General features: G+C 49.0%; 17 protein-coding genes. 11 read left to right on the top strand and 6 right to left on the bottom strand.

Annotated elements, in window-relative coordinates:
- Positions 1-31 precede the first annotated feature (31 nt).
- The gene (gene mqnE, locus PBOR_RS28915; RefSeq protein ID WP_042217296.1) at positions 32-1,138 is read right to left on the bottom strand and encodes an aminofutalosine synthase MqnE; all 1,107 of its coding nucleotides are present in this window, start codon (positions 1,136-1,138) and stop codon (positions 32-34) included.
- 361 nt (positions 1,139-1,499) lie between these two features.
- Between mqnE and PBOR_RS28910 the strand changes: the two genes are divergently transcribed.
- From PBOR_RS28910 to PBOR_RS28900, 3 genes are all read left to right on the top strand, one after another.
- Positions 1,500-1,859, top strand: coding sequence for a HesB/IscA family protein (locus tag PBOR_RS28910; RefSeq protein ID WP_042217294.1), 360 nt, complete (start codon positions 1,500-1,502; stop codon positions 1,857-1,859).
- A 273-nt stretch (positions 1,860-2,132) separates the two neighbouring features.
- Positions 2,133-4,235: a CdiA C-terminal domain-containing protein gene (locus tag PBOR_RS38215; RefSeq protein ID WP_052429684.1), complete on the top strand. Its 2,103-nt coding sequence runs from the start codon at positions 2,133-2,135 to the stop codon at positions 4,233-4,235.
- A gap of 6 nt (positions 4,236-4,241) precedes the next feature.
- The gene (locus PBOR_RS28900; RefSeq protein WP_042217293.1) at positions 4,242-4,715 is read left to right on the top strand and encodes a hypothetical protein; all 474 of its coding nucleotides are present in this window, start codon (positions 4,242-4,244) and stop codon (positions 4,713-4,715) included.
- Positions 4,716-4,773: 58 nt separating this feature from the next.
- Here PBOR_RS28900 and PBOR_RS28895 read toward each other — a convergent pair whose 3' ends face one another.
- The gene (locus PBOR_RS28895) at positions 4,774-9,933 is read right to left on the bottom strand and encodes a right-handed parallel beta-helix repeat-containing protein (RefSeq protein WP_081972234.1); all 5,160 of its coding nucleotides are present in this window, start codon (positions 9,931-9,933) and stop codon (positions 4,774-4,776) included.
- A gap of 239 nt (positions 9,934-10,172) precedes the next feature.
- Between PBOR_RS28895 and PBOR_RS28890 the strand changes: the two genes are divergently transcribed.
- Positions 10,173-10,649: a DinB family protein gene (locus PBOR_RS28890; RefSeq protein ID WP_042217291.1), complete on the top strand. Its 477-nt coding sequence runs from the start codon at positions 10,173-10,175 to the stop codon at positions 10,647-10,649.
- Positions 10,650-10,680: 31 nt separating this feature from the next.
- Complete coding sequence (locus PBOR_RS28885; protein ID WP_042217289.1) at positions 10,681-11,220, top strand: GNAT family N-acetyltransferase; 540 nt, start codon at positions 10,681-10,683, stop codon at positions 11,218-11,220.
- Between the two features lie 87 nt (positions 11,221-11,307).
- Here the strand turns inward: PBOR_RS28885 and PBOR_RS28880 are convergent, their stop codons facing one another.
- Both PBOR_RS28880 and PBOR_RS28875 read right to left on the bottom strand, forming a co-directional pair.
- Entirely contained in the window at positions 11,308-14,130 is a 2,823-nt protein-coding gene (locus PBOR_RS28880) for an O-antigen ligase family protein (protein WP_042217287.1), read from the bottom strand.
- A gap of 415 nt (positions 14,131-14,545) precedes the next feature.
- Entirely contained in the window at positions 14,546-14,755 is a 210-nt protein-coding gene (locus tag PBOR_RS28875; RefSeq protein WP_042217285.1) for a hypothetical protein, read from the bottom strand.
- 210 nt (positions 14,756-14,965) lie between these two features.
- On the opposite strand from PBOR_RS28875, the gene PBOR_RS28870 reads away from it, so the two are divergent.
- Positions 14,966-15,628: a YheC/YheD family protein gene (locus PBOR_RS28870; protein ID WP_042217283.1), complete on the top strand. Its 663-nt coding sequence runs from the start codon at positions 14,966-14,968 to the stop codon at positions 15,626-15,628.
- A 337-nt stretch (positions 15,629-15,965) separates the two neighbouring features.
- Entirely contained in the window at positions 15,966-16,109 is a 144-nt protein-coding gene (sda, locus tag PBOR_RS28865; protein WP_042217282.1) for a sporulation histidine kinase inhibitor Sda, read from the top strand.
- Positions 16,110-16,244: 135 nt separating this feature from the next.
- On the opposite strand, the gene PBOR_RS28860 is transcribed toward sda, so the two are convergent.
- Positions 16,245-17,219, bottom strand: coding sequence for an NAD(P)/FAD-dependent oxidoreductase (locus PBOR_RS28860; RefSeq protein ID WP_042217280.1), 975 nt, complete (start codon positions 17,217-17,219; stop codon positions 16,245-16,247).
- A 325-nt stretch (positions 17,220-17,544) separates the two neighbouring features.
- On the opposite strand from PBOR_RS28860, the gene PBOR_RS28855 reads away from it, so the two are divergent.
- Together PBOR_RS28855 and PBOR_RS28850 are read left to right on the top strand one after the other, a co-directional pair.
- Positions 17,545-18,738, top strand: a complete 1,194-nt coding sequence (locus PBOR_RS28855; protein ID WP_039306992.1) for an NAD(P)/FAD-dependent oxidoreductase — start codon at positions 17,545-17,547, stop codon at positions 18,736-18,738.
- Position 18,739: 1 nt separating this feature from the next.
- Positions 18,740-19,012, top strand: a complete 273-nt coding sequence (locus tag PBOR_RS28850; RefSeq protein WP_042217278.1) for a hypothetical protein — start codon at positions 18,740-18,742, stop codon at positions 19,010-19,012.
- Between the two features lie 264 nt (positions 19,013-19,276).
- Here PBOR_RS28850 and hemQ read toward each other — a convergent pair whose 3' ends face one another.
- A complete protein-coding gene (hemQ, locus tag PBOR_RS28845; protein ID WP_042217276.1) occupies positions 19,277-20,035 on the bottom strand; it encodes a hydrogen peroxide-dependent heme synthase in 759 nt (252 codons plus the stop codon).
- Positions 20,036-20,313: 278 nt separating this feature from the next.
- Between hemQ and PBOR_RS28840 the strand changes: the two genes are divergently transcribed.
- Both PBOR_RS28840 and PBOR_RS28835 read left to right on the top strand, forming a co-directional pair.
- Positions 20,314-20,610, top strand: a complete 297-nt coding sequence (locus PBOR_RS28840) for a YuiB family protein (protein WP_039306983.1) — start codon at positions 20,314-20,316, stop codon at positions 20,608-20,610.
- Positions 20,611-20,836: 226 nt separating this feature from the next.
- The gene (locus tag PBOR_RS28835; protein ID WP_042217274.1) at positions 20,837-22,384 is read left to right on the top strand and encodes a replication initiation and membrane attachment family protein; all 1,548 of its coding nucleotides are present in this window, start codon (positions 20,837-20,839) and stop codon (positions 22,382-22,384) included.
- Positions 22,385-22,400 lie beyond the last annotated feature (16 nt).

Genomic DNA, 22,400 nt, shown 5'->3' with positions numbered 1-22,400 from the left:
CAGGTATGGTGCAGGATGGGCAAACCGTCAACTATTCGTATACTTTGATTTCGTTGTAGAAAGTATCCCGTTCCACCGGAATCCGTCCGGCCCCTTTGACGAGCCAGATCAGCTCTTCGCGCGTCAGACCTTCCGGGGTCAAAGCACCTGCGGCATGGCTGATCCGTTCCTTCAGAATTGTGCCGTGTACATCTGAGGCCCCGAAGCTGAGGGCTACCTGGGTCAGCTGTGCTCCAATATTAATGAAGTAAGCCTTAATATGGTCGAAGTTATCCAGCATCAGGCGGCTTACCGCAATCGTCTTAAGATCCTCGTAAGCAGAGTTCCGGCGCATGATGCCTGCATTCTTGTTCTTAGGCTGCATCGAAAGCGGGATGAACACCATGAAGCCGCCCGTTTCGTCCTGCAGCTCGCGGATCTGCAGCATGTGGCGGATGCGGTCCTCGCGGGACTCAATGGAGCCGTATAACATAGTCGTATGTGTTCTCATGCCGATATTATGAGCGGTGCGGTGAACCTCCAGGTATTCCTCGACATTGGCTTTGTCGACACGCATTTTTTTGCGGTACTGGTCGGACAGAATCTCTGCCCCTCCCCCGGTAAGTGTCTTCAGTCCGGCGGCGCGCAGCTGCTCCAGCACTTCGCGGATGCTAAGTCCGCTGATACGGGTGAAGAAGTCGATCTCTGCCGCTGTGTAGGCCTTGAGAGTGACCTCAGGGAAGCGCTCGTTCAAGGCTTTTAGCGAATCAACATAGTACTGGAAGGGCACGTTATCATTATGGCCTCCAACAATGTGGAACTCACGTACGCCGGGGTGAATATGCTGTTCGACATATTGCACCATTTCCTGACCGGAAAGGGTATAAGCGCCTTCTTCTCCCTCATCCTTGCGGAAATTGCAGAATGCGCACCGGGATTCGCAGACATTGGTGAAATATAGGCTCATGTTTTCGATAAAATATACTTTATTCCCGTTTTTTCGCAGATTAACCTCATTGGCCAATTGCCCGATCGTTAATAAATCGTTGCTCTCATATAAATAAACGCCATCTTCCAAATTTAATCTTTCTCCGCCGCGAACCTTATCAATAATGTTCGCCATCCGGGCATCCATGTGGGGTGTTATAAGGGTAGACATATGATTTCCTCCTGAAGGTTGGCGAGGCAGCTGCATCGCAGAATCGTGTGCTAAGAAATGAGCCGGAGTGTGTCTGTTATATAAATAGAGGTTTGCTGTTGCCTCCGTGACAAATTTCCGAATTTTTACGTATATCGCTTTTCCTATTATAAACCTCTCCCGGAGGGTGAGCAACCGCCAGAAAACATAAGGGAACCCGGCATGAAATGCATAGCTGCGGTGCGTTTGTGACTTGAGGCTAAGAGAATAGTGGAGTATACTTAGTTTAAATTATAGATGTGCAAATTATCTAAACATTACCTGAGGCCTAAGGGCTGGTTGATAAAAGTGATGCTTACAATATTTTTGGGAGGTTAAAGTTATGATTAACATTAGTGAATTGGCAGCAGGTCAATTGAAGACCATGCTTGCTGAACAGGAAGTGCCTAATATGTTTCTCCGTCTGGGCGTAACTCCCGGCGGCTGCAGCGGATTCTCTTACGCCATGGGCTTCGATGATAACGAAAGTGAGCAGGACGTGTATATGGACATTGAGGGCTTGAAGGTAGTCGTAAGCAAAGACGATATCCGTTACCTCGACGGCCTGGAGATCGATTTCGAGGAATCCGGCATGACCGGCGGCTTCACCATCAATAATCCGAACGCAACCGCTACCTGCGGCTGTGGTTCGTCATTCCGTACGAAGGACGATGCCGGCAAGCCTGCGGCTGAGCCTTGCTAAGACGGAATTTTAGCACTGTAATTTGAGATAGACAGCTGAATATCAGCCGTTGATCACGGCTTCCCAACCTCTTGAATTGTGTAAGAAGTACTTTACACTTTTCAGGAGGTTTTTTATTTGGGAATAACAACTAATCAAGGTTAAAGAGATACCGGGATAATGGATAAGTATAAAATTTATGGAAAATTAATCCGATAATAAAAAAGAAACTTATATTATTAATTATAAATTACATAGGAAATATTGCTGTGCGGACAAAGGCGGGAGGGTGACATGGCGTCAACGAAGCTTATATTTAACGAAGATGAAGTCCAGCGCCTGCAGACCAAAATAGGCCAGGTAAGCCAGGACACCAACCGGCTGTATTTGCAGCTGAAGGGGCAGGCCAGCGGCTGGGGCGGAATTCCCATGGGAGACCACCTCGTGAAGGCCCAGGTCATGATCAATGAATTAACCGTAGAAGCGGAGAAAATGGAGGATATTATCCGGACCGCCCTGAAAGGAGTCGCAGGCCTCCAGGAGGAGAATAAACGGCAGGCCAACAAGCTTAACCAGCAGTTTAATCTTCTCGCTGGTGCATTCGGAAGCTTTGGGACGTCAAATTTCGCTGTCCGGGTTTCCATTCCAGCCTTTGTGCAGAAGAGTGTATCGCATCTGATCACTTCGGTTACCGTCCTGCAGGGAAAGGATGAGCTGAATAACGATCCGGCAGTGCAGAAGCTGCGGAATATCATCCAAACGTCCGGGCTTTTGACCGTAGAGAGTATTGCGGCCCTGAGCAAGCTGAAGGATATCTTCGCGGCACGGGATGGGATCGCGAAGGCGCAGATGGCCTTCAAGGTCTATGAAGCGTTCGGCAACAAGACGCAGATGGAGGCCGTTCACGCGCAGGCCGAGGAAGCACGCCAGAAGCTGGCTTCGCTGGGTGTAGCCAAAGTCCAATATGAAGCAGGGAAGGATCTAAGCGGCTATTTCAAGCAGCCGGCTGTTAAGGCCTGCGATTATGATCCGTCGATCACGGCGGAGAGTGTACCGCTCATACATAACGAAGAATATCTCCTGCTGCTGCGGCTGGCGATGGAGAAGAGTACCGCTGGAGAATATGCAAGAAGCCAGCTGGAGGCGAAGAGGGAGGAGATCAGGATCGCTGAGGCTGTGAAGCAGGTCCAGGAGCAGATCGAAGCGGCAAGACGGCTGAACGGTCCGCCGCTGGAACTGCCGGATGGCACTCCGATAACGGCAGGCAACAAAGAAAATGAGACGACGCTGGCTTTTTATGTGGACAAAGTCTATGTGCCTAATGATTTCACACCGATGTATACCAGCTACCTGGGGTGGCTGGATGATACATACGGGTTAACGAAATGGGAGAATAGAGTCCAACAGGCAGATGCGGTGGTGCTGGCCTTTACCGAAGGATTGGTGAAAGAGGTAGTGATGGGTGTGGCTGATACGGCTACGTTTGCCTTCAACCTTGTGGTCCACCCGGTCAAAACAACGACAGAAATGAAGAATCAAGCGGTATATATCACGGAGCATCCGGAAGTACTGGTGGAAGCGGCCAAGATGGCTTATCATAATTTTGACGAAGGAACCCCGGAAGAGAAGGCAGCGATGCTGGGCTCGGTAGCTTCCCTCCTGGTCCCTGGAATGCAGGTCACCAAAATCGGCAAAGCCGGGAAAGTGTTCAGCGGGATGGAAGACGTCCTTAGTCAAGCAGCGAAGGATGCCCTGAAGGGGATCAAATCAAAGCTCCCGGATCTGGGTCCGGTTCTGCAGACACCGGAAGGGCTGCCCTTCAAGGCAGGCGAGATACCCGATGGACCTTCACTGCCGAAGACGCCGGTGCAGCAGCAGTATATGGATGCGATGGATGAGATGGGTGGCGGTGCGGGTAAGATTGAGGGGCCAGTTAATAGTGGGGCTAACCTGACAGAACCTTCTTCACCTAATGGAGGAAGACCAAAAGGTAATTATACTAAAGGTGATTCACATGGTGTTAAGAAAGAGAATGAAACAGCAGATGTTTTTGCAGATAGGGGATATGACATTGAAATGCTAGATGAAGTAAATGGTGGAAATGGACGAGGTATAAAAGAAACATCAAATCCAGATTTTCTAATTGAAGGTAAAGTATTTGATTGTTATGCACCTACAATAGATGCAAATGTGGATAATATTTTAAGGAATATTAGAACAAAGACAAAATCACAGGCAGAGAGAATTGTACTAAATTTAGATGGTTTTACTTCAGCAAAAATAACTGAGATCACTGAAGGGGTTCTAAGGAAAGCTAATCCAAACGGAGATTTAAAAAACTTGCAAGAAATATTAATTGTAGTTGACGGAAAAATCACACGGATATTTGGAGGATAGATATGCATGGATTTTGAATTGTTTTTGGAATCTAATTTGAGTTGTAGTGCATTGGCAGAAGTTATTGAAAAAATTATAATTAAAATTTCGAACGAAAAGGTATCGGTTTACAGTGATGAAGAAGAAATAGTTATCGGAACTGAATACTTTTCATTAGCTCTTGAGCTTGAGGATATTTCTGACATAAGTTTTGTTAGAAGCCATTATGACTTAGATGTTAATATTTCCATTAGGGTGCAGTTATTTGGTGACACCTTTTATCAAGGACTAGAAGCTTTGATTAAAATTATAGGGAAATTAATAAAACAATATGGTGGGAATCTGTTGTTTTTAGAAAATGGTTCAGATCAGCTGCTTAGAAAAGAGAATGGTCAGCTAAGTGTCAATAGTGATTTGGATCAATACCAGATAAAGTACTTAACCCCAAGTTTACTTAGTTTACTTGATTGTGCTTATATCGAAGAAAAATTGCAAAAATAGGCAAACAATAGCACAGAAGACCCCCAAAACCACATCAACATGGTTTTGGGGGTCTCTTTTATTTGCGCAATAGAATCCGGTACACCAGCATCGCCGCTTCGGCACGCGTTGAGTGTGCAGTTAGATTGAGTTGCTGCCGGCCGTCTCCCTTAATAAGACCAGCTGCTGTGAGTGCTGCAATATCATCGGCCGCTTCAAGGGGAATTAGGTGGCGATCCGTAAAGCCGTCTAAAGCGGAGGCAGGTATCGTACCCGGTTTCCAGCCTTCGGCAGCCTTTAGGGCTCTAGCCGCCATAACAAACATCTCTTGTCTGGATAGCGGTTCATTCGGAGGATTGGATGACGCTTCTGCTAAGCCGCCCCCTTCTGCTGCATTCAGTCCCAAAGCCCGAACCAGTAAAAGTGCGAAATCCGCATGTGTAACGGACTGATCCGGTTTGAATTCGGTTGCTGAGATACCGTTAATTATGCCCTTGGAAGCGAGTACTTCCACTGCGGACTTTGCCCAATGTGAATGTGAGATATCCTGGAATGTCTTGTGATTATAGACCGCTGCATATTGGCCGGAGGGAAAAGTGGTTGAGAACATAGCTTGCTGCCTCTCTGCATTATAATCCCCGCTGACTACAGGTTGGATGATTCCCTTGTCATTGACATGCCACACAACAATAAAGGCATTGCCCGCTGCCGGAACGGCTGGTGAATGCGGAAGTCCGATTTGTACGGGTGACTGTAGATTGTCTAGTTGAAGCTTTGTTCCATCCAGGCGAAGCTCATACCCGATTAGCGGGCTGTCTCCTAACTTCCCTTTGAACTGCCCTTCAGCATCGACTGTTCTTAGGAATAAAGTAACCGCCTTCGCACCGTCGAGCATTGCCGCAGGGAAGAGACTGTCTGGTAACATAATCGTGGCCAATGACGAGCTGACCTCTATCTGCAAGGCAGAAGCTCCTGCGCGAAATGCTGAAGCAGGGAGGCTTACCTCATATTCTTTAATGTCCTTGGCTTCATCTGCTGTAAGCTGAATCCGGATAGTTTTAATACCGGTTGAATCTGCTTTGGCCAAAGCGATTAACTTTTGCAGGGAGGAATCCTTCAGTAAGGCGCTGGCTTTCCCTGCATCAACCGTTATGGGCAGTTCAATTCTGACGCTGCCATCCAGCAGGAGTACGGTCGTAGAAGAATCTCCAATGGCTGATCCGGAACCGCCGGTGTTTGGTACAGCAGCGGGACCTGGTGTAGCCGTGGGGTCAGGTGCAGCCGTTGGACCCGGTGTGGCAGAGGGAGCCGGTGTAGCCGAAGGACTTGGTGTCGGACTTATCTCTGGCTCCGGTTCTGGCTCTGGTTGAGTTCCCGGTTCCGGCTCCGCAAAAGGAATGAACTTCAGGAAGTCACCCCAGATGATATTTCCCTCCGCATCCCTCGTATAAGAGTTCACCGGATTCAAACTTGCAAAGTTAGCGTCTGTCAGTTGCTTACCTGACTTATTAACTGATGCTGTACCATCATACATAAAATTATTGTCGGCAGCCAAAGCAGGCGGATACTGGTCTTTCCCGATGCTGCCCGTCTGGTAGGATATAAAGCCGTCGATTTTAAAGTCTGCAGTGATTTGGTCATAAGTGGTGAAGCTCATATTTCCGCGTGTATTATTAAATCCGATATTGTTAATAGCAATTACACCCGGATTACTGTTACTGGTAAAGCCATATGCACCATTTCCGAAGGCGATGGAATTACGGATCGTATGCGTGACGTGAATGCCTTCTCCGCCCAGCTTGAAGCCGTTCTTGTCCCCGGCGCCAATTGTTCCGTCTGTTAAATATCCGTTATTGAAGGCTGCGCTATTCTCAATCAGTACTGGACCGATCGCGCCTGAGCCTGCCTTGGTGTACAAGTCCCAGCCATCGTCAATGTTGTTATGTGCCAAGCATCCTCTGAAAATATTTCCAATACCTGAAGTTAATTTCGCGGCAAAGCCGTCTGCATTATTGTCGGCCGGATCACGGTTATCGAAGGAGGTGCTGTTCAGAATTAAGTTGTAGGATGGCCATTCGGCTATTTCTTGAGCCGTTCCGTCCGTACGGCTGATTTGAAGGCCTGTGTCCCCGTTTGCATAGAAGCGGCTATTCTCAACGATGTTATAATTACCCCCAACCGTAAAGCCTTTCGTATTGGGCGCCGAGCGGGTGAAATCAAGTCCCTTCACATGCCAATAGTTCCCGCTGAGCAGCACGCCTTCGGTTTTTTTGTCAAAATCGATAACGGGTCTTGCCCCTGGTGCCGCCTCCAGGTATTTCTTAGCGGCTGCGGTTCCATCATTGTACCTCTGAATGACAAGCGGTGAGTTCCGCACATAATGGCCGTCAAGCACGATGATATGCTGACCGGGCTTGACATATTCAATGGCGGTGTCAATATCGAGCGGGAGATCAGCTGTTCCATCCCCGGCACTTGTCCCCGCTGGAGATACATAAATATTGGCTCCATCCCCATAGCTGCTCAGGGTTACTGTGAAGTTATGGACGATTTTATCGTAAGAGGTCAAATACTGGGTATCATCCGGCAAAAATATAACACTAAAGTTCGTATCACCCTGATCACCGAGTACCGCCGGAATCGCAAGACGCTTATCAGCCTTAGCCTCGATATCCTGGGCGATGACCTTAGTACCTTGCTTCACCGTCACTGTTCCGTTGACATTCGGACGAACAATCATTTGATATTCTGGTGTAGAGGTCTTGCTTAGAGATAGAATACTCAAGCTTGGGGCAACCGGAGCTGCCGGTGGTTCAACTTTAGGAGAATCTGTAGCTGCTGACGTCACCGTCAACTGGATATTGCGGATATTAATCGTAGCGAGACGTGCCGCATAGAATCCGACATACATTTTGGCGTCTTGTACGTTAAGAATATCCGGCTCAAAAATAATTGCTCCCTGATCGTTGTTGAGCTGGCCGGTAAAGCCGCTATTCGTCTTGGAGAGCGTTAGATGATATGAAGCTGCGGGAGCCGTGTTGCCGGGTGCAGGCCGCTCATTCCTCAGCATGATCGTCTGAATGCCTTTGCTTCCGGTACCGTCAGACTTCAAGACGCCGGACCGGACAAACAGCTGGGTGCCGATTGCGCTTTTGGTACCGCCGCTGTAGCCGCCGATGGCAGCTATATTCGAGGCAAATACGCTGGAATTTCCTGGCGTCCCAATAGCATCCCGCGCCATGATGCCGAACGATTCTTGTCCGTCATATGGAGTTTTGGCAAAAGCCGTCACACCAATATCCGCGGAAAACACGAAATTATCTTCAGACGCATCTAGCTCTGTGTAGTAGAAGGTAATGCCATCGTGGTCCTCAGTGACCTTACCGCCGCCTTCCAGCGCGATCAGCTCTACCGTTCCGTCCTCTTGTAGAAGCATCTTGTTATTAGCAGCTGATGTGGATTGCCCGAAATTAATGCTGTGCCAGACGGGTTCAATCTTTTCTTTTACAGTGACTGAATACGTAATCGGCAGTATGGACGTATCAGCAGGTAGGATCCCGATTTCATATACTCCGGCCCTTTGGTTATCAAACCTAGCGCTATCGAGGATGAAATCGCTCAGGACTTCCCGGTCCGAGTTGTCATACACTTTCGATACGATCAGATGCTCGCTGTCAAAATTATCGCCTATAAAAAAGGTCGTTGCCGGATAGCCTGTTACTTCGATACCGGTTAGCTCTTTAATTTTGACCTTAACGTGGAAGGTTGCTGTTGATCCTTTATGAGTTACTGTGATTTCTTTATCTCCTGGTACCGAGGTGTTGAGGGGAGAAACGGTATATTCATCTTTGGTCAGGCGGATCTGAGTGCCATCAGAATAATGGGCATAAACTGCTAATCCTTCTAATTGGATGGAATCACCGATGTAATAGACGGTTTGTTTGGGTTCATGTCTGATCTCCAGCTTGGACAGGGCAGCATCAATGACTTCTACGTTAAAGGCAGCCGCCATGGATGGAGTCTCTGTGGAGGTGATATTAATTTCATATTTGCCTGACTCCGTAAAAACATGCGGCGAAGCTTCTGTAATCGGCTGTCCGTCAATGGAGAGGGAATAGAGGCTGCTGTCCAGTTCAGTGATCAGGTAATGATCATTATAGTCAGCGACGACCACAAGTCCCTCTGGATCAAACGTATCTCCCGGATAATAGACCGTTTTGGCCGGTTCATATTTAACCGATAAGGAGGTCACTGTCAGCGGAATGATCTGCAGCGGGATGCTTGCGGAAGCGCCGTTATAATTAATCTTGATCGTATTCTCTCCAGCCTTACTGCTATCAAAGCCGGTAACAATATAATCTGCAGAAGACAAAACGGCTTCACTGCTATCGGAAAAGACAGCCTTAACGGCCAGTCCGGTCAGATCAAGAGGTTCACCCACCAGATAGGAGGTTTTGGTCATCCCGCTTGTATCAGCAATCAGGCTGGATACACTTTTGGTCTCGACCTTGATGTCTACCTCACTGAAGGTTACATCCGCATCTCTGGCCACATAAATTCCGGCAAAGATGGTATCCGTGAATGTATCATCGAGTGTTACAATTTGAGTTTGCTCACCGATGCTAAGCAGATAAGTATTGCCTGATTTTTTGATGCTGAGATTATAGGTTTCTCCCGCAGCAGGGGCATTGATTCCGCTAAACGGGGTCAGCTTCACTTGGGTAGCTTTATTCTTATAAAAGCCCTTCATCACTACATCCAATGCACCGACCGCAGCATAATTGGAGGTGGTTGTGCGGGAATCCCCATTCGCTCCAATGGTATCCCTAAGCATAAGACCGAAGGATTTCTGATTAGGTGTGCTGACGCCGGATCTGCTGTTAAATAAAGTCACTGTAGCTTTGGCTTGGAGCTCAAAGTTCGTGTTAACGGGAAGTTCTTTGTAATAAAAGGATAATCCCTCATCGCTGGCTGAGATCTTACCGCCGTAAGTAGTCATCGTTACTGTGGCTGGATTCTCTACAACAGGTTCGGGGTTCTTATCCGGACTTGTATTTGACCCGAAGGCGCTAAACGCCCAGGATCCCGGATCGGCATGTTCTTCTTGGCTTACTTGCTCTGAACCATTATCTCCACCGGAAGAATCAGTCACTTCCTCTGCAGACAGGGATAATGGAATAGACGAAAACAGGAGCAGGAAGATTACAAACATGGCTGACAAGCGTTTTGATTTTCTCACAATGATTAAAACCTCTCCTTATTGGAACGATTTGATCAATGTAAAAGTCTGATCTACGAGATTATACGTTACCTGTGAAAAGTACAGCTATAATCAATACTTCACAAACCGCCGGATATAGCGGAGGAGAGAGAGGATATGAGTTAATGACACTTGGTTTACGAGGGAGGATAACAGAGGAATACCGCGAATCATGAATAGTAGGGGTAATGAAATTTACGAGTATTGGAGGCAACGGCATGTTGAAGCTATTCGAGTATAACTGGCAAGTGCGCAAAGACTGGTTCGACTGGTGTGAGACGGTGGACGGGGAAGAGCTGATGAAATTACGCACTGGAGGCATAGGATACATTCTTCCTACGCTGTATCACATTGTGACCGTCGAGTATGGCTGGATCTGTGGCGGGATACAAGAGAAAGAGATTGAGATTCCTCCATTCGAGGAAGTGGCCAGCTTGCAGTTAGTACAGGAGTTCTCTGCCCGCTGCCATGAGGAGCTCGCTCCGTTTGTCTATGACTGGAATGATAGTCTGGAAGACTGCATTATGATTGATATCACGGATGAAGGGGAACACGAACCCCACAAATACGGCGAAGTCATGCGGCATCTGATTGCCCATGAGATCCACCATATCGGCCAGCTGTCTGTATGGTCACGGGAGATCGGGAAGCAGCCGGTTACGGCTAACCTGATTGGACGAGGGTTGTTTGACTAGATGCTGAAATTTGTTAAGGATGTGACCAAGCATGCAGTTTGAAACAAACCGGCTGCTGATCCGGGAGTTCATATCAGAGGATGTTGAGCAGGTGCATGAATATGCCTCTGATCCGGCAGTGGCCAAGTATATGATTTGGGGACCCAACTCACTGAAGGATACCCGGAGCTATATCCGGCTGACCCTGGATATGCAACAGCAGGAGCCGCGCCAGGGGTTCGAGTACGCAGTCGTTCTGAAGCAGGAGAATGTACTGGTAGGCGGCTGCGGGATACATATCAGCGGAGAAGGGCAGGGAGAAATCGGTTATTGCTATAACCGGTTGTATTGGGGACAAGGAATTGCAAGTGAAGCAGCCGCTGCGCTGCTGGAATGGGGCTTCAATGACCTTAATCTTCACCGGATCTACGCGACCTGCCGTCCGGAGAATACCGGCTCTGCCAGAGTCATGCATAGAATAGGAATGTTATACGAAGGGCATCTAAGAGAACATATGCGGCATAAAGGAAAATGGCTGGACTCTTACCAGTATTCCATCCTGAAGGACGAGTATATGGCGGCACGCGGCTGAGCCCGCTTACTCCACCCGGACACAGCAAAAAGCGCTCTGCCGGCAGGCAGGCGCTATTTGCTGTTCTCTAATTTGGCAACAGTACAGTTAGAGCGGCATAACGGCAACCTCGTTAATCTTGACTGCTTCTTCCGGATCCGCTGCAATCAGCTTGTCATACACCGCCTGATCCTGAGCACTCTGCGTTCTCTGCAATACAGCGAGATACCAGCGGGCCGTTTCCCGGTTGACGGCATCGTTATAATCCTCGTTCAGCCCTTGCTGCAGTGTTGCTGCGGCGGCCTGGAATTGTTTCGACAAATATTGGATCTTACCGGCGTTCAGCAGCATAGCCGAAGTAATCATTGCTCCCCGTCCCTGCTGCTCTTCAGCCGGAAGGGCGCTGAACCATTCTTCATCCGCAGCTGCATGGGCATAAGCATCCAGCCCGGTTTTGAAATACCGCTCCTTATTAACCGTCTCCTGATCCCCCAGATCCGTCTGGCCCAGTGCATAAGCATCCAGTGCCCGTTTCAGTGCTGCGGCGCCTAACTCCTGGGAACGGCTGATCACTCCGCTGTACCAATCTGTTGTCCAGAGTGTACCGGCATCCGTCAAGTCTTCGTAACCATTGATGAAGCCTTGCTTCACCGTTGCCCCAGCAGCTTCCCCATCTCCGGACAGGGATTGGATTCGCCCTGCATTCAGAGCAATCGTTGAGGTAACGAAGAATTCACGGCCCTGAAGCTGCTCGGGCGGAAGAGTCTTCAAATGCTCAATGCCGTCCGTTATATGTTTGTAAGAAGCCAGGGCACTATCGAAATACTTCTGTTTCCCTGCCTCATCTTGCTTGGCATATGCCTGCAGCCCAAGGAGGGAGGCCCGGCTGATCAGATGATCATACCAGTTAATATCCCACATGAACTTGTCCGCATTATCTTGGTAGACCTGTAGAGACTCTTCACTCTGGCCCTTCAGATCATAGTATTTCGCCAGCTGGGACAGCAGATCTTTGTTATAGGGCTCACCTTCAAGTGCGCGGGTTAACACAGCATAGGATTCGTCCAGAAACTGTTCATTCTGCGTTTGCGTAAATACCTGCTGATCCAGCATGGACAGATATGCCGCCGATTCGGGATGATTCGGGCGGGTTTTGAGTGCTTGCACCAGAGGGGCTTTGATCTCATCATAAGATTGGCTGACGTTGACCAGCTTCTTGGCTGCATAGGCTTCAGAGCTGGAACTGATATACCCCAAGGACAGGAACAGCAGATACCCGGTACCGATTCCCAGCAGCCCGAAATACCCGGCTCTGATCCACAGCTTGTTCCACCGGAGGCGGAGCGGTCTGCTCTCCATGACAACAGTCATCCCTCCCAGCCCGAGGAAAACCATAATCCCCATAAACGCATAACTCATATTGAAATCAAGCAGGCTGTGAACCAGAATCGACAACGCGATAATGAGATAAAAGAAACCGTTGTTGTAATCGTCATTGTCGCGCTTCAGGTATCCCCTGATATATTTATAGAAAATGAACAGGATGAAGCCCATGAACACGATGAAGCCGAGAATGCCCACTTCAATCAGGTATTGCAGGAAAAAGTTGTGGACCTGGCGGCTCAGGTAAGGGTTGTTCTGGTAATGCTCATAGAGTGATGCCCAGCCCCCGCCTCCGGTGCCAAGTACCGGATAATCTTTGACCACCTTCATGGCATCTTTATAAAATGTGAAACGTTCGAGTACACTGTGCTGCTTGAAGTTGATATTCTCCAGCCGGGTACCGATATTCGCCGGCAGAATATTGCGCGCGCTGGTCCCGATGAACAGGAAGGCGATAATCAAGACACCTGCGACAGACACCACAGGAATCCATGCTCCGCTCCAGCGGCGTGATTCTATGCTGCCGAGCTTGCGGCTCAGCCAAGGGGCTAAGTAATGCTGGACAACCCAGCAAAGCGCGGCAGTACAGGCGGACGCACCCAGCAGGTAACCCCAGCCATGCAGGGCTGCCGTGGAAGTGAAGGCGGTATTCAGCTCCAGGCCCAGTCTGGTCACCGGATTCGTGATCAGCAGAGATAATACGCCGGCAATGGCGAGATTGATAATCCAGAGAAGCTGCTGCACAGGCTTCAGGAAGAGCAGCAGGATAATGAATACCACGGGCATTAGGACCAGACCGCCGCGGGATAAGGTAAGCAGCAGCGAGACTATAAATGGAACCAGCATAAACCCGTGCATCAGCTGTCCGTACCATTTCCGGGAACGGATCAGTGCGAATAAGGCAACGAACAGAAAAGCCATCAGGAACGCTGCATATGTATTGGCATACTGGAAAATGGAAGTCAGGCGAAGCCCGTTCGAATCGGTCATCACCGCTTCAGTATACTTGCCGTTGACCACAGTATCCGAGAACCAGCCTACGAGACTGCCGGCGAGCTTCCAGCTTCCCAGCCAGTTCAATAGACCGAAACCGACGATCAGATAAGCGATTGCGAGTATTCCCAGCTGGATAACATTATTCAGCTGCTTTTGCCTGAGCAGATACACGCTGGTAATGAAAACTGCGGCATAAGTGAATTGGGTGAACAGCATGTTCATCGCCATATAATGCGAAGCGGCGCCCCACAGGGATAAGGCGTAAGTTAACGGGAGCAGAATTGCGGCTAAGGTGAGCAGATCGCGCTGCTCGTCCAGCTTGAAGGTCTTAAAGTACAGGACAACACAGACCAGCAGGAGCAGACCGCTCAGCAAGGCAGCCACATAAATAGGCTTCTCGAATTCAACTCTCATTCCGTTGAACAATCCAACCTGAAATGGGGCCCAGCCCAGGAACAGGATGAAGGCAATGCAGAGCGCCCACGCGGGCCCGGAATTCTTTTCGCTCATTTTGGACGGAGCCGCTTGTTTGCCGTATACAGGTTTCGACACATTAAAATCTCCTTTTTCGAGTATTCACGCTACTAATCTTAACATAGAACCATTTAAGGTATATTGTGTAAAATGATGATAATGTGAAATTATGGATGCCTAATAAAGCAAATCCAGAGGGAGATAAGCATGTTGAAGCCAGGAGGTATATTCATACAGGCGGTGAAGGCTGGCTGAGGATTTAGAGAATGCTCATGTTGAGGTGTTTCTGGAGGGGAAATCAGCGCGGTATTCGAGTGCTTTTTCAGCTAATCAAGCTGTCCATCTGCACAGGCCAACCCTTCAAAGTTTCATAGAATATAGTATCTCAGGCAAATCTATGAGCTATGTGAACGTGATTACGCTCAAAGGCAGCAATGATAGAAGGCAATCTGCTCAACGATTGTCTTTTGCCATAGCTGCCGGGAGCTTTGCTTCAGGCCGGAATGATAAATTTGAAATTAATCATGAACACGATCAGGGCAGCGGCCCCCAGGGAAAAGGCGATACAGCCGGCGCCAAGAGCTCTGCGGCGGTCTTTGATGAATTTGAAGCCCAGCGCGCAGACGAGAATCGTGGTTCCAGCCAGTACAACAGACATGCCGATCATCGCAAACCAATACAGGATTTCGAAAAACTGTGCCATTAGGAAACCCTCCCCTCCAGGCTATAATACAACGAATTTTAAGAATATTCCAGCTTTGGAATAAGCGGAATACCGGGACATAAGGCCCCTGCGGCTATATGCCCTTTTTTGCTGTGGCCTCCTTTACCACGGACAATCATACAGGAGGGTGCGGTCTTTCGTGAGTAATCTATAGGGTAGGCTGGGAATTCGAAAGGAGAGGGCGAAATAATGGCGGGGAGAGAACTGGCAAGCAAGTTGCTGAAGACCGCGGCGTTGCTTAGCGATTCACGGGTTGCCGGTTACATTCCGAGAACACGGGAATATAGTGCTGCCGGATTGTTAGCGATGCTGGGAAGATACGGGAATGTTGTGATTAAGCCGGTTGTTGGCGGCGGCGGCTACGGGGTGATCAAGGTATTCCGGGATCACCGGGGTTATGGCTTCACGTATATGCATAATACACGTATATATCGTGACTTCGCTTCGATGAGGTACGCGCTGGACCGCTTCAAAGTAAAACGGAGATATTTGATCCAGCAAGGCATTTCCCTGGCCCGGATTTCCGGTCGTCCGATTGATTACCGGGTCAAAGTGGTGAAGAACGGCGATCACTGGGAATTCCGCTCCATGGTAGGCAGAGTAGCAAGGCCCGGATTGTTCGTTACTAACCTCTGTAAAGGGGGAACGATGCTCAGCTGCCGTCAGGGCCTGAGCCGGTCGCTGCCGAGAGTCCGGACCTCTGCGAAGAAAGCGGAGATGCGCCGGCTGACTTTAGTCTGCATTGAGCTGCTGGAGCGGCATTTCCCCGGCATCGGTGAGCTGGGCTTCGATTATGCTGTGGATCAGCGGGGGAAAATATGGATTCTGGAAGTAAATACAAGACCAAAATAACCGAATATTGATTAAAAAAATTTTAATAATTGACGATAAATACATTAATAAGCTAATATTGCGTTTAGTCGTGTCAATTCCGAGGTAATATGAACATAAATATCCCAGCCAATTATGAACATTCTAAAAATTATTTTTAAGGATAAGCGGGATATCTGCCCTGTGCATAACTATTATCCCCATAGTCCACCGTGCAGTATCTGACATTACAACCCTTACTAACATATTATGCACAGGATCTCCACAGTAGCTTGTGGATAATGAGAACGCTTGTTCGAATAATGATAGTTTGCTATGATAGATTCAGATCCAAATAAAGGAAAGGTAGGTGAACGTTATGGTTGAATTGTCGGATGAGATGCTGCTGGACTCTTATCATAGAGCGATAGAGCTGCAATTGGAGCATGATTTCATCGCTCTGCTACTCGCTGAAATTCGCAAACGGAACTTACACTCTCCAGTCCATGCGGTTCTTCACTAAAGATCAGAGTATACCTTTACAGCACCCAGAATTAATCAAACCGCAAGTAACACAGAATAGGGTATCTTTTCAAGTTGAGGTGGAATCAACCTGAAAGGATACCCTTTTATTGTAGGTTTTAGGTTATACGAAATTCTAGAGTTTGAGATTACTGCTGTGTCCCGGGGACAGCTTCGCATCCGGATCAATATACACCTTAGCGTTATTCACAGCAGTCGGCGCTTCTCCGAAGCCTACAGCAATCAGCTTCAGCTTGCCCGGATACGTGGTGATATCGCCTGCGGCGAAGATACCCGGAATACTGGTCTCCATGCGGGAGTCTACCACAATGGAGTTGCCGTCAATCTCAATTCCCCATTCAGCAATCGGTCCCAGTGAGGACACAAAGCCGAAATTGACAATTACACTGTCCACTTCGATTTCCTGGGTTTCTTTGGTCTTGATATGGGACAAGGTTACTTTGGTAATAAACTCATCACCATGCAGCTCAGTGATCTCAGATGGCGTAATGACGTTAACCTTAGAGGCCATCAGATTCTCGACGCTGTGCTCATGTGCGCGGAATTTATCCCGGCGGTGAATCAGGGTTACCTGCTCCGCGATCGGTTCAAGCATAAGCGCCCAGTCCACGGCAGAATCGCCGCCGCCGCTGATCAGCACCTTCTTGCCTTTATAAGCATTCAAATCGCTTACAAAATAATGCAGATTGGCTTTCTCGAAACGCTGCGCATCAGGCACTTCCAAACGCCGCGGCTCAAATGCGCCTACACCTGCTGTGACGATAATAGCTTTGCTGTGATATTCCGCTTTATCGGTGGTGACGACGAAGTGGCGTTCGTCCTGCTTCACAACAGATACAACCTTTTCTTCCAGACGGATGTCAGACTGGAACAGCTCCATCTGCCGTGAAAGGTTATCCACCAGCTCCTGTCCGGTGATCTTAGGAAAACCGGCTACGTCGTAAATATATTTTTCGGGATAAAGAGCAGCAAGCTGCCCCCCCAATTGGGGCATACTTTCAATAAGTGTTACCGAAGCCTGGCGCATACCGCCGTAAAAAGCGGCAAACATACCGGCTGGTCCCCCGCCTATGATGATGAGATCGCTCATAGGAACGGATTGCTCTAGTGTCACGTAATATTACACCTCCGAGTTGATAGTTTCAAATTGCCATACTAGCGTACTTACTCATTATAAACATTGTGGCACCCCGCTGCAAAGGCTTTGATTTCACTGAAAAATGTGACATTTTGTTGTATGATTGTATTTGATTAAAACGATACTAAGGTTTACAATGGATATGGTTATTTTAGAAATCCTTTAAGTTTTATTGGAAATTCTTCTGAATTTAAGTGTATAAATTCACAAAAGAAACCTGATTTTTTTTACAAAAAATAACACATAGACAGATTCACCTGTTGGAAGGAGCCGGAACATGAGCAGTATTCCCAAAATCGTTATCCTAGGCGCGGGATATGGAGGTATCTTGACCGCCCAGCGGCTGCAGAAAGCTTTGAATTATAATGAAGCGGATGTAACCCTGGTGAACCGCCATGAGTATCATTATTTCACGACCCATCTGCATATGCCAGCAGCAGGAACGGACAGCATCGAGCATACCCGCGTATCCATCTCCAAGCTTATCGATGAATTTAAGATCGATCTTGTTAAATCTTCCGTACAGGAGATCCGCACCCAGCAGAAGAAGGTTATTCTGGAAGACGGGACGCTCTCGTATGATTATCTCGTAATCGCACTTGGCGGCGAGCCTGAAACCTTCGGAATTCCGGGACTCGACAAATATGCGCTGACCATCCGCAGCATTAACTCCGTGCGGCTGATCCGTGAACATATTGAGTATCAGTTTGCCAAATACAAGAATGAGAATAATGCACAAGAGCATATTAACTTTGTTGTGGGCGGCGCGGGCTTCAGCGGCATTGAGTTTGTGGCTGAGCTGGCAGACCGGATTCCGGCGCTGTGCAAAGAATATGATGTCGATCCAAGCATGGTCAACATTTATAATGTAGAAGCTGCACCTACAGCGCTGCCGGGCTTTGCCCCGGAGCTTGTCGAGCATGCCATGACCGTGCTTACGAAGAAGGGGGTAACCTTCAAGTTCGGCGTAGCGATCAAGGAATGCCTGCCTGGCGGTGTCATCCTCGCAACCGGTGAAGAAATTAAAGCTTCCACGATCGTATGGACCGGCGGAATCCGCGGCAACCGTCTGATTGAAGCTGCCGGCTTTGAAGCTATGCGCGGACGTGTGAAGGTAGATGAATATCTGCGTGCACCGGGACATGAGAATATTTTCATCATCGGTGACGGTTCCCTCATGATTAATCCGGAAGGACGTCCATACCCGCCAACGGCACAGATTGCGATGCAGCAGGGAGAATGCTGTGCGCATAATCTTGTGGCGGCTATCCGCAGCCAGCAGCCGAAGAAATTTGCTTTCAGCAACAAAGGCACCGTAGCCTCGCTGGGCAAAGGCCAGGGCATTGCAGTAGTGGGCGATAAGACATATAAGGGCTGGACAGCAGCGCAGCTGAAGAAGGTTGTGGACATGCGCTACCTGTTAATTATCGGCGGTATTCCGCTGGTACTCAAGAAAGGAAGATTCCTCTAAGATGCGCCATTGCAGCGTACAAGTTCGCGGACTATTGACGCGTGAGGAGCTGGACCGCTACAATGCTCTGATCGAGGTGGGGTCCTATCTTGAGGATCAGACCCGTTATGATCTGGCTTACAATATCCAGAAGGAAATCGACATTCTTATTCTCCCGGCCATAGAGCGTCTGAAGGATAAGGGCCGCGCCCGTGACCGGGCGACGGCTGAATATCTGGAGAGTCTGCGGGACGGGGACGAGGAAGATGAGGACGACAAGGAACCTTCAGCATAAGTGATTTTAAGGTAGAAAAGACGTTCAATGCAAAGAGAGCCGTGCGCTAACACGGCTCTCCGTTGCAATAGCCGCTTCTAAGGGCGGTTGGCCTCGGGCAAACACGACAAATAGACCGCTTACCTTCGCGGGGGGCGGTCTATTTGCGTTTATTAGACAGCATCGTCATAAGCTAGTTTCTTGTTACTATAGCGAAAATCCAAATAAAGGGAAGCTTTCCTGTGAGGAAGACTTCCCTTTATTTACTGTTGGTTATTCTCTGTTTTAGAGCTTCAGCATCTCTTCGAACGATTCCTCAGTCAGCAGATTGCCGACATAGAAGGGGCCGAACTCACCGTAGCGGGCACTCACTTCATCAAAGCGCATCTCATAGACCAGCTTCTTGAACTGCAGGGCATCTTCAGCGAACAGGGTCACGCCCCATTCCCAGTCATCGAATCCGACGGAGCCGGAGATGATCTGCTTCACCTTGCCGGCATATCCGCGGCCGATCAGACCATGCGAATGCATGAGCTCACGGCGTTTGTCCATATCGAGCATGTACCAGTTGTCCGCAAGCTCGCGTTTCTTGTTCATCGGATAGAAGCAGATATGCTTCGCTTGCGGCAGAATAGGCTTCAGCCGGGCGGCGACATGCGGATTCAGCATCGGATCGCTGCCGTCTCCCGCAGTTCCTCCTGCGGCGTAGTTGCTGAGTTCAACAATACTTACATATGAATAGGCTTTGGTAGTATATTGGGCAAAGGCGATTTTGTTAAAAGCAGTCTCAAGCGCATTCAATGCTTCCAGGCTTTCGCGCAGAAACATCATCACGAAATCAGCCTTCTGGCCAACGATGGAATACACGGTGGAGCTGCCTTCCTTGGCTTCTTCCACGGGCCCCCATTCCTGCATGAAAGCATGCAGCTCCTCCAGGGCAACGGCGCGTTCTTCATCATCGGCTGCCGTCCAGGCAGTCCAATCGAGAGAGCGGAAGTCATGCAGGGCATACCAGCCTTCCAGTGTCAAAGCGGCTTCGTTCATGTTCTCACTCCTTTAAGGTTTGCATACGTTTAATATGTATAAACATATTTCCAAACGAAACGTGCAACGTTCTTATGAAGACGCTGCAGCCGTTTCCATTTACTATTTGCATTGTATCGCATGCGAACGGCCAAGAGCAAACTCTGCTGCCGCTATTTACGCTCTTCTCAACCGACTGGACGATAATGTTCATTGCTTCGCTACATTTTTTCTAGTAAACTTACTATTAAATAAGGTTTGGTGTGCGGTTCTTTATAGAGAGAGGGGATGGCGGTACGATGGGATTCATTCCAGTGTTTGTTCTGGCCGTTTTGTTCTTTGTCATGATGTTTGGCATTGGCTTTATCCTTAACATGTTAATGAAGACTACCTGGTTTCCCGCGTACCTGTTCGTAATCGTCATTCTTCCCGTGGTGGTCTACTCCATCTGGGACCGGAGCTCCATGTCGCTATGGGAGCATCTCTCTACGTTTCATGTAGTCGACTATCTGACCGGTATAGCCGGCCTTGCCGGTGCTGTACTGAGCGGCTGGACCATTCAGAAGCTGCGGCTCGGCGGATACAAAATGTTCTGAGGAATGTGCAGAGCAGGCAAGACAACAAACGGCTGATCTCCTTCAAAACTAAGGGGAAGCCGTTTTTTCTTATCTTTTCCGCTAGAATCAGCAAGTGTTACAAAGCTGTCGATAATAGGGGGAAAAGCAGCTTTTTTGGGCCTTTTTTTACATTTCCGGCCGGGTGTTTTGTGATAGAATAGAAATCTATATGAATTCGTATAGAAGAGGGGGAGGTTTTCCGCAGATGCGTATGAGCAACCTGCATCATTTCACCGAACATCATCGGTACTGCGTTTCCCGCGAATTCGGTCTAAGCCATGTGGATGGACGAATGCTCGGTTCGGTCTATCAGCCGATGGTCGGCGCTTTTGCCATCAGCCTGTACAGACTGCTGTTCGAGCATATTCCGGCTGAATCTATCGGTTACTCCGGTGTGGAGCAGCAGCGCAGGCTCTTTATGACCCTGGGCGTGGAACCTAATGAGAAGGGCCGCAAATATTTAGTTGACCAGGCTTCCCGGCTGGAAGCGGTGGGGCTGCTGCAGACCTGCCGGATTTATGCCGCGGAGAACGATGATTATATGTATGAGTACGAGTTAATGCCGCCGCTGTCGCCGTCGGAATTTTTTGCGACCCAGCATTTAACGCTGCTGCTCAGGGATAAGATCGGCAAATTTGCCGTATTGTCGCTGCGCGAGCAGTTCTGGAACCGCGAACCGGAGGAATGGAGCCGGCGGTCGATTGGCAAAGAGAATATTTCACTGCCCTTTTATGATATTTTTGAGCTGAATACACATGTCATTGATTACGAGCTGGAGCAGGCGCTGGCCGAGGTAGCTACTGTACGCCAGCCGGGAACTGTTGAAGGCGAGCCTAATATCGGCTACAGCGACATCATTCTGCGGTTCCCGCGTGAATCGGTTAACCGTGCGCATGTAGAGAAGCTGCGTTTTGATCATAACCAGATGGGTGTTATTAATTATGTGGCCCGCAAGTACGAGCTCGGCCCGCAGGATGTATGCCGCCTGCTGGACGAGGATGATGTCTTCACGCCGGATGGCGAGGTGATTCTGGATACGCTGCAGTACAAGGCCAGCCAGCATTTCCGCCAGGATATGAAGCGCCAGGAGAAACGTGAGATTGCCGCTGCCAAGGTGGTGTCGCTGCGCTCTGCTGCGGCTGATGAGAGTGATCCTTCCGGCGCGCCGGTGGAGCAGTCTGTCGAAATGGAATTCTATGTAGAAGTGCCTCCGCAATTTATGTCCAAATGCGACATTCACCAATATAATATGATGCTGCGCAACGAACCTTATACACGTCTGCTGCAGACGTTCTTCCCCGGGGCAGTTCCGGGGCAGCTGATGGATATCTTCGAGAAGATTGATCTGAATTACAAGCTGAACGGAGAAGTAATCAATGTGCTGATCCACTACCTGATGACGATGGTGGCCTCCGGAGGTGATCAGCGGATGAACCGCAATTTCGTGGAGGCCATTGCCTCCAACATGCTGGTCAAGCAGGTGAATACTTACGAGAAGGCTGTGCGTTATATCCGCGACCAGTCCAAGGTGAAGGGCAAAGGTGCAGCTTCCGGCTCTACCGGCACTGGCGCGGCAGGGACACGCCAGCGTTCATATACGAAGAACACCGGACGTTCCGGCAAGCCGGAGATCCCGATTGTGCTGGATGACGGCAGTGCCGGAACCGTATCGGATGAGGAATTCGCGGCGATGATGAAGAAAGCGGCCGAGATTAAGGCCAGTAAGAAAAAGGGCGTCTTAAGAACGCCCTAAAGAAAGCGAGGTGCGG

Source organism: Paenibacillus borealis, assembly GCF_000758665.1.
GTDB classification, from domain to species: Bacteria; Bacillota; Bacilli; order Paenibacillales; family Paenibacillaceae; genus Paenibacillus_AQ; species Paenibacillus_AQ borealis.
This window is presented reverse-complemented; position numbering and strand designations above follow the sequence as displayed.

Coding starts and splice junctions, on each gene's coding strand:
- PBOR_RS28840 (WP_039306983.1), top strand. CDS start 20,314: ATGGGATTCATTCCAGTGTTTGTTCTGGCCGTTTTGTTCTTTGTCATG.
- PBOR_RS28860 (WP_042217280.1), bottom strand. CDS start 17,219: ATGAGCGATCTCATCATCATAGGCGGGGGACCAGCCGGTATGTTTGCC.
- PBOR_RS28855 (WP_039306992.1), top strand. CDS start 17,545: ATGAGCAGTATTCCCAAAATCGTTATCCTAGGCGCGGGATATGGAGGT.
- PBOR_RS28890 (WP_042217291.1), top strand. CDS start 10,173: ATGTTGAAGCTATTCGAGTATAACTGGCAAGTGCGCAAAGACTGGTTC.
- PBOR_RS28885 (WP_042217289.1), top strand. CDS start 10,681: ATGCAGTTTGAAACAAACCGGCTGCTGATCCGGGAGTTCATATCAGAG.
- PBOR_RS28910 (WP_042217294.1), top strand. CDS start 1,500: ATGATTAACATTAGTGAATTGGCAGCAGGTCAATTGAAGACCATGCTT.
- PBOR_RS28875 (WP_042217285.1), bottom strand. CDS start 14,755: ATGGCACAGTTTTTCGAAATCCTGTATTGGTTTGCGATGATCGGCATG.
- mqnE (WP_042217296.1), bottom strand. CDS start 1,138: ATGTCTACCCTTATAACACCCCACATGGATGCCCGGATGGCGAACATT.
- PBOR_RS38215 (WP_052429684.1), top strand. CDS start 2,133: ATGGCGTCAACGAAGCTTATATTTAACGAAGATGAAGTCCAGCGCCTG.
- hemQ (WP_042217276.1), bottom strand. CDS start 20,035: ATGAACGAAGCCGCTTTGACACTGGAAGGCTGGTATGCCCTGCATGAC.
- PBOR_RS28900 (WP_042217293.1), top strand. CDS start 4,242: ATGGATTTTGAATTGTTTTTGGAATCTAATTTGAGTTGTAGTGCATTG.
- PBOR_RS28835 (WP_042217274.1), top strand. CDS start 20,837: ATGCGTATGAGCAACCTGCATCATTTCACCGAACATCATCGGTACTGC.
- sda (WP_042217282.1), top strand. CDS start 15,966: ATGGTTGAATTGTCGGATGAGATGCTGCTGGACTCTTATCATAGAGCG.
- PBOR_RS28870 (WP_042217283.1), top strand. CDS start 14,966: ATGGCGGGGAGAGAACTGGCAAGCAAGTTGCTGAAGACCGCGGCGTTG.
- PBOR_RS28850 (WP_042217278.1), top strand. CDS start 18,740: ATGCGCCATTGCAGCGTACAAGTTCGCGGACTATTGACGCGTGAGGAG.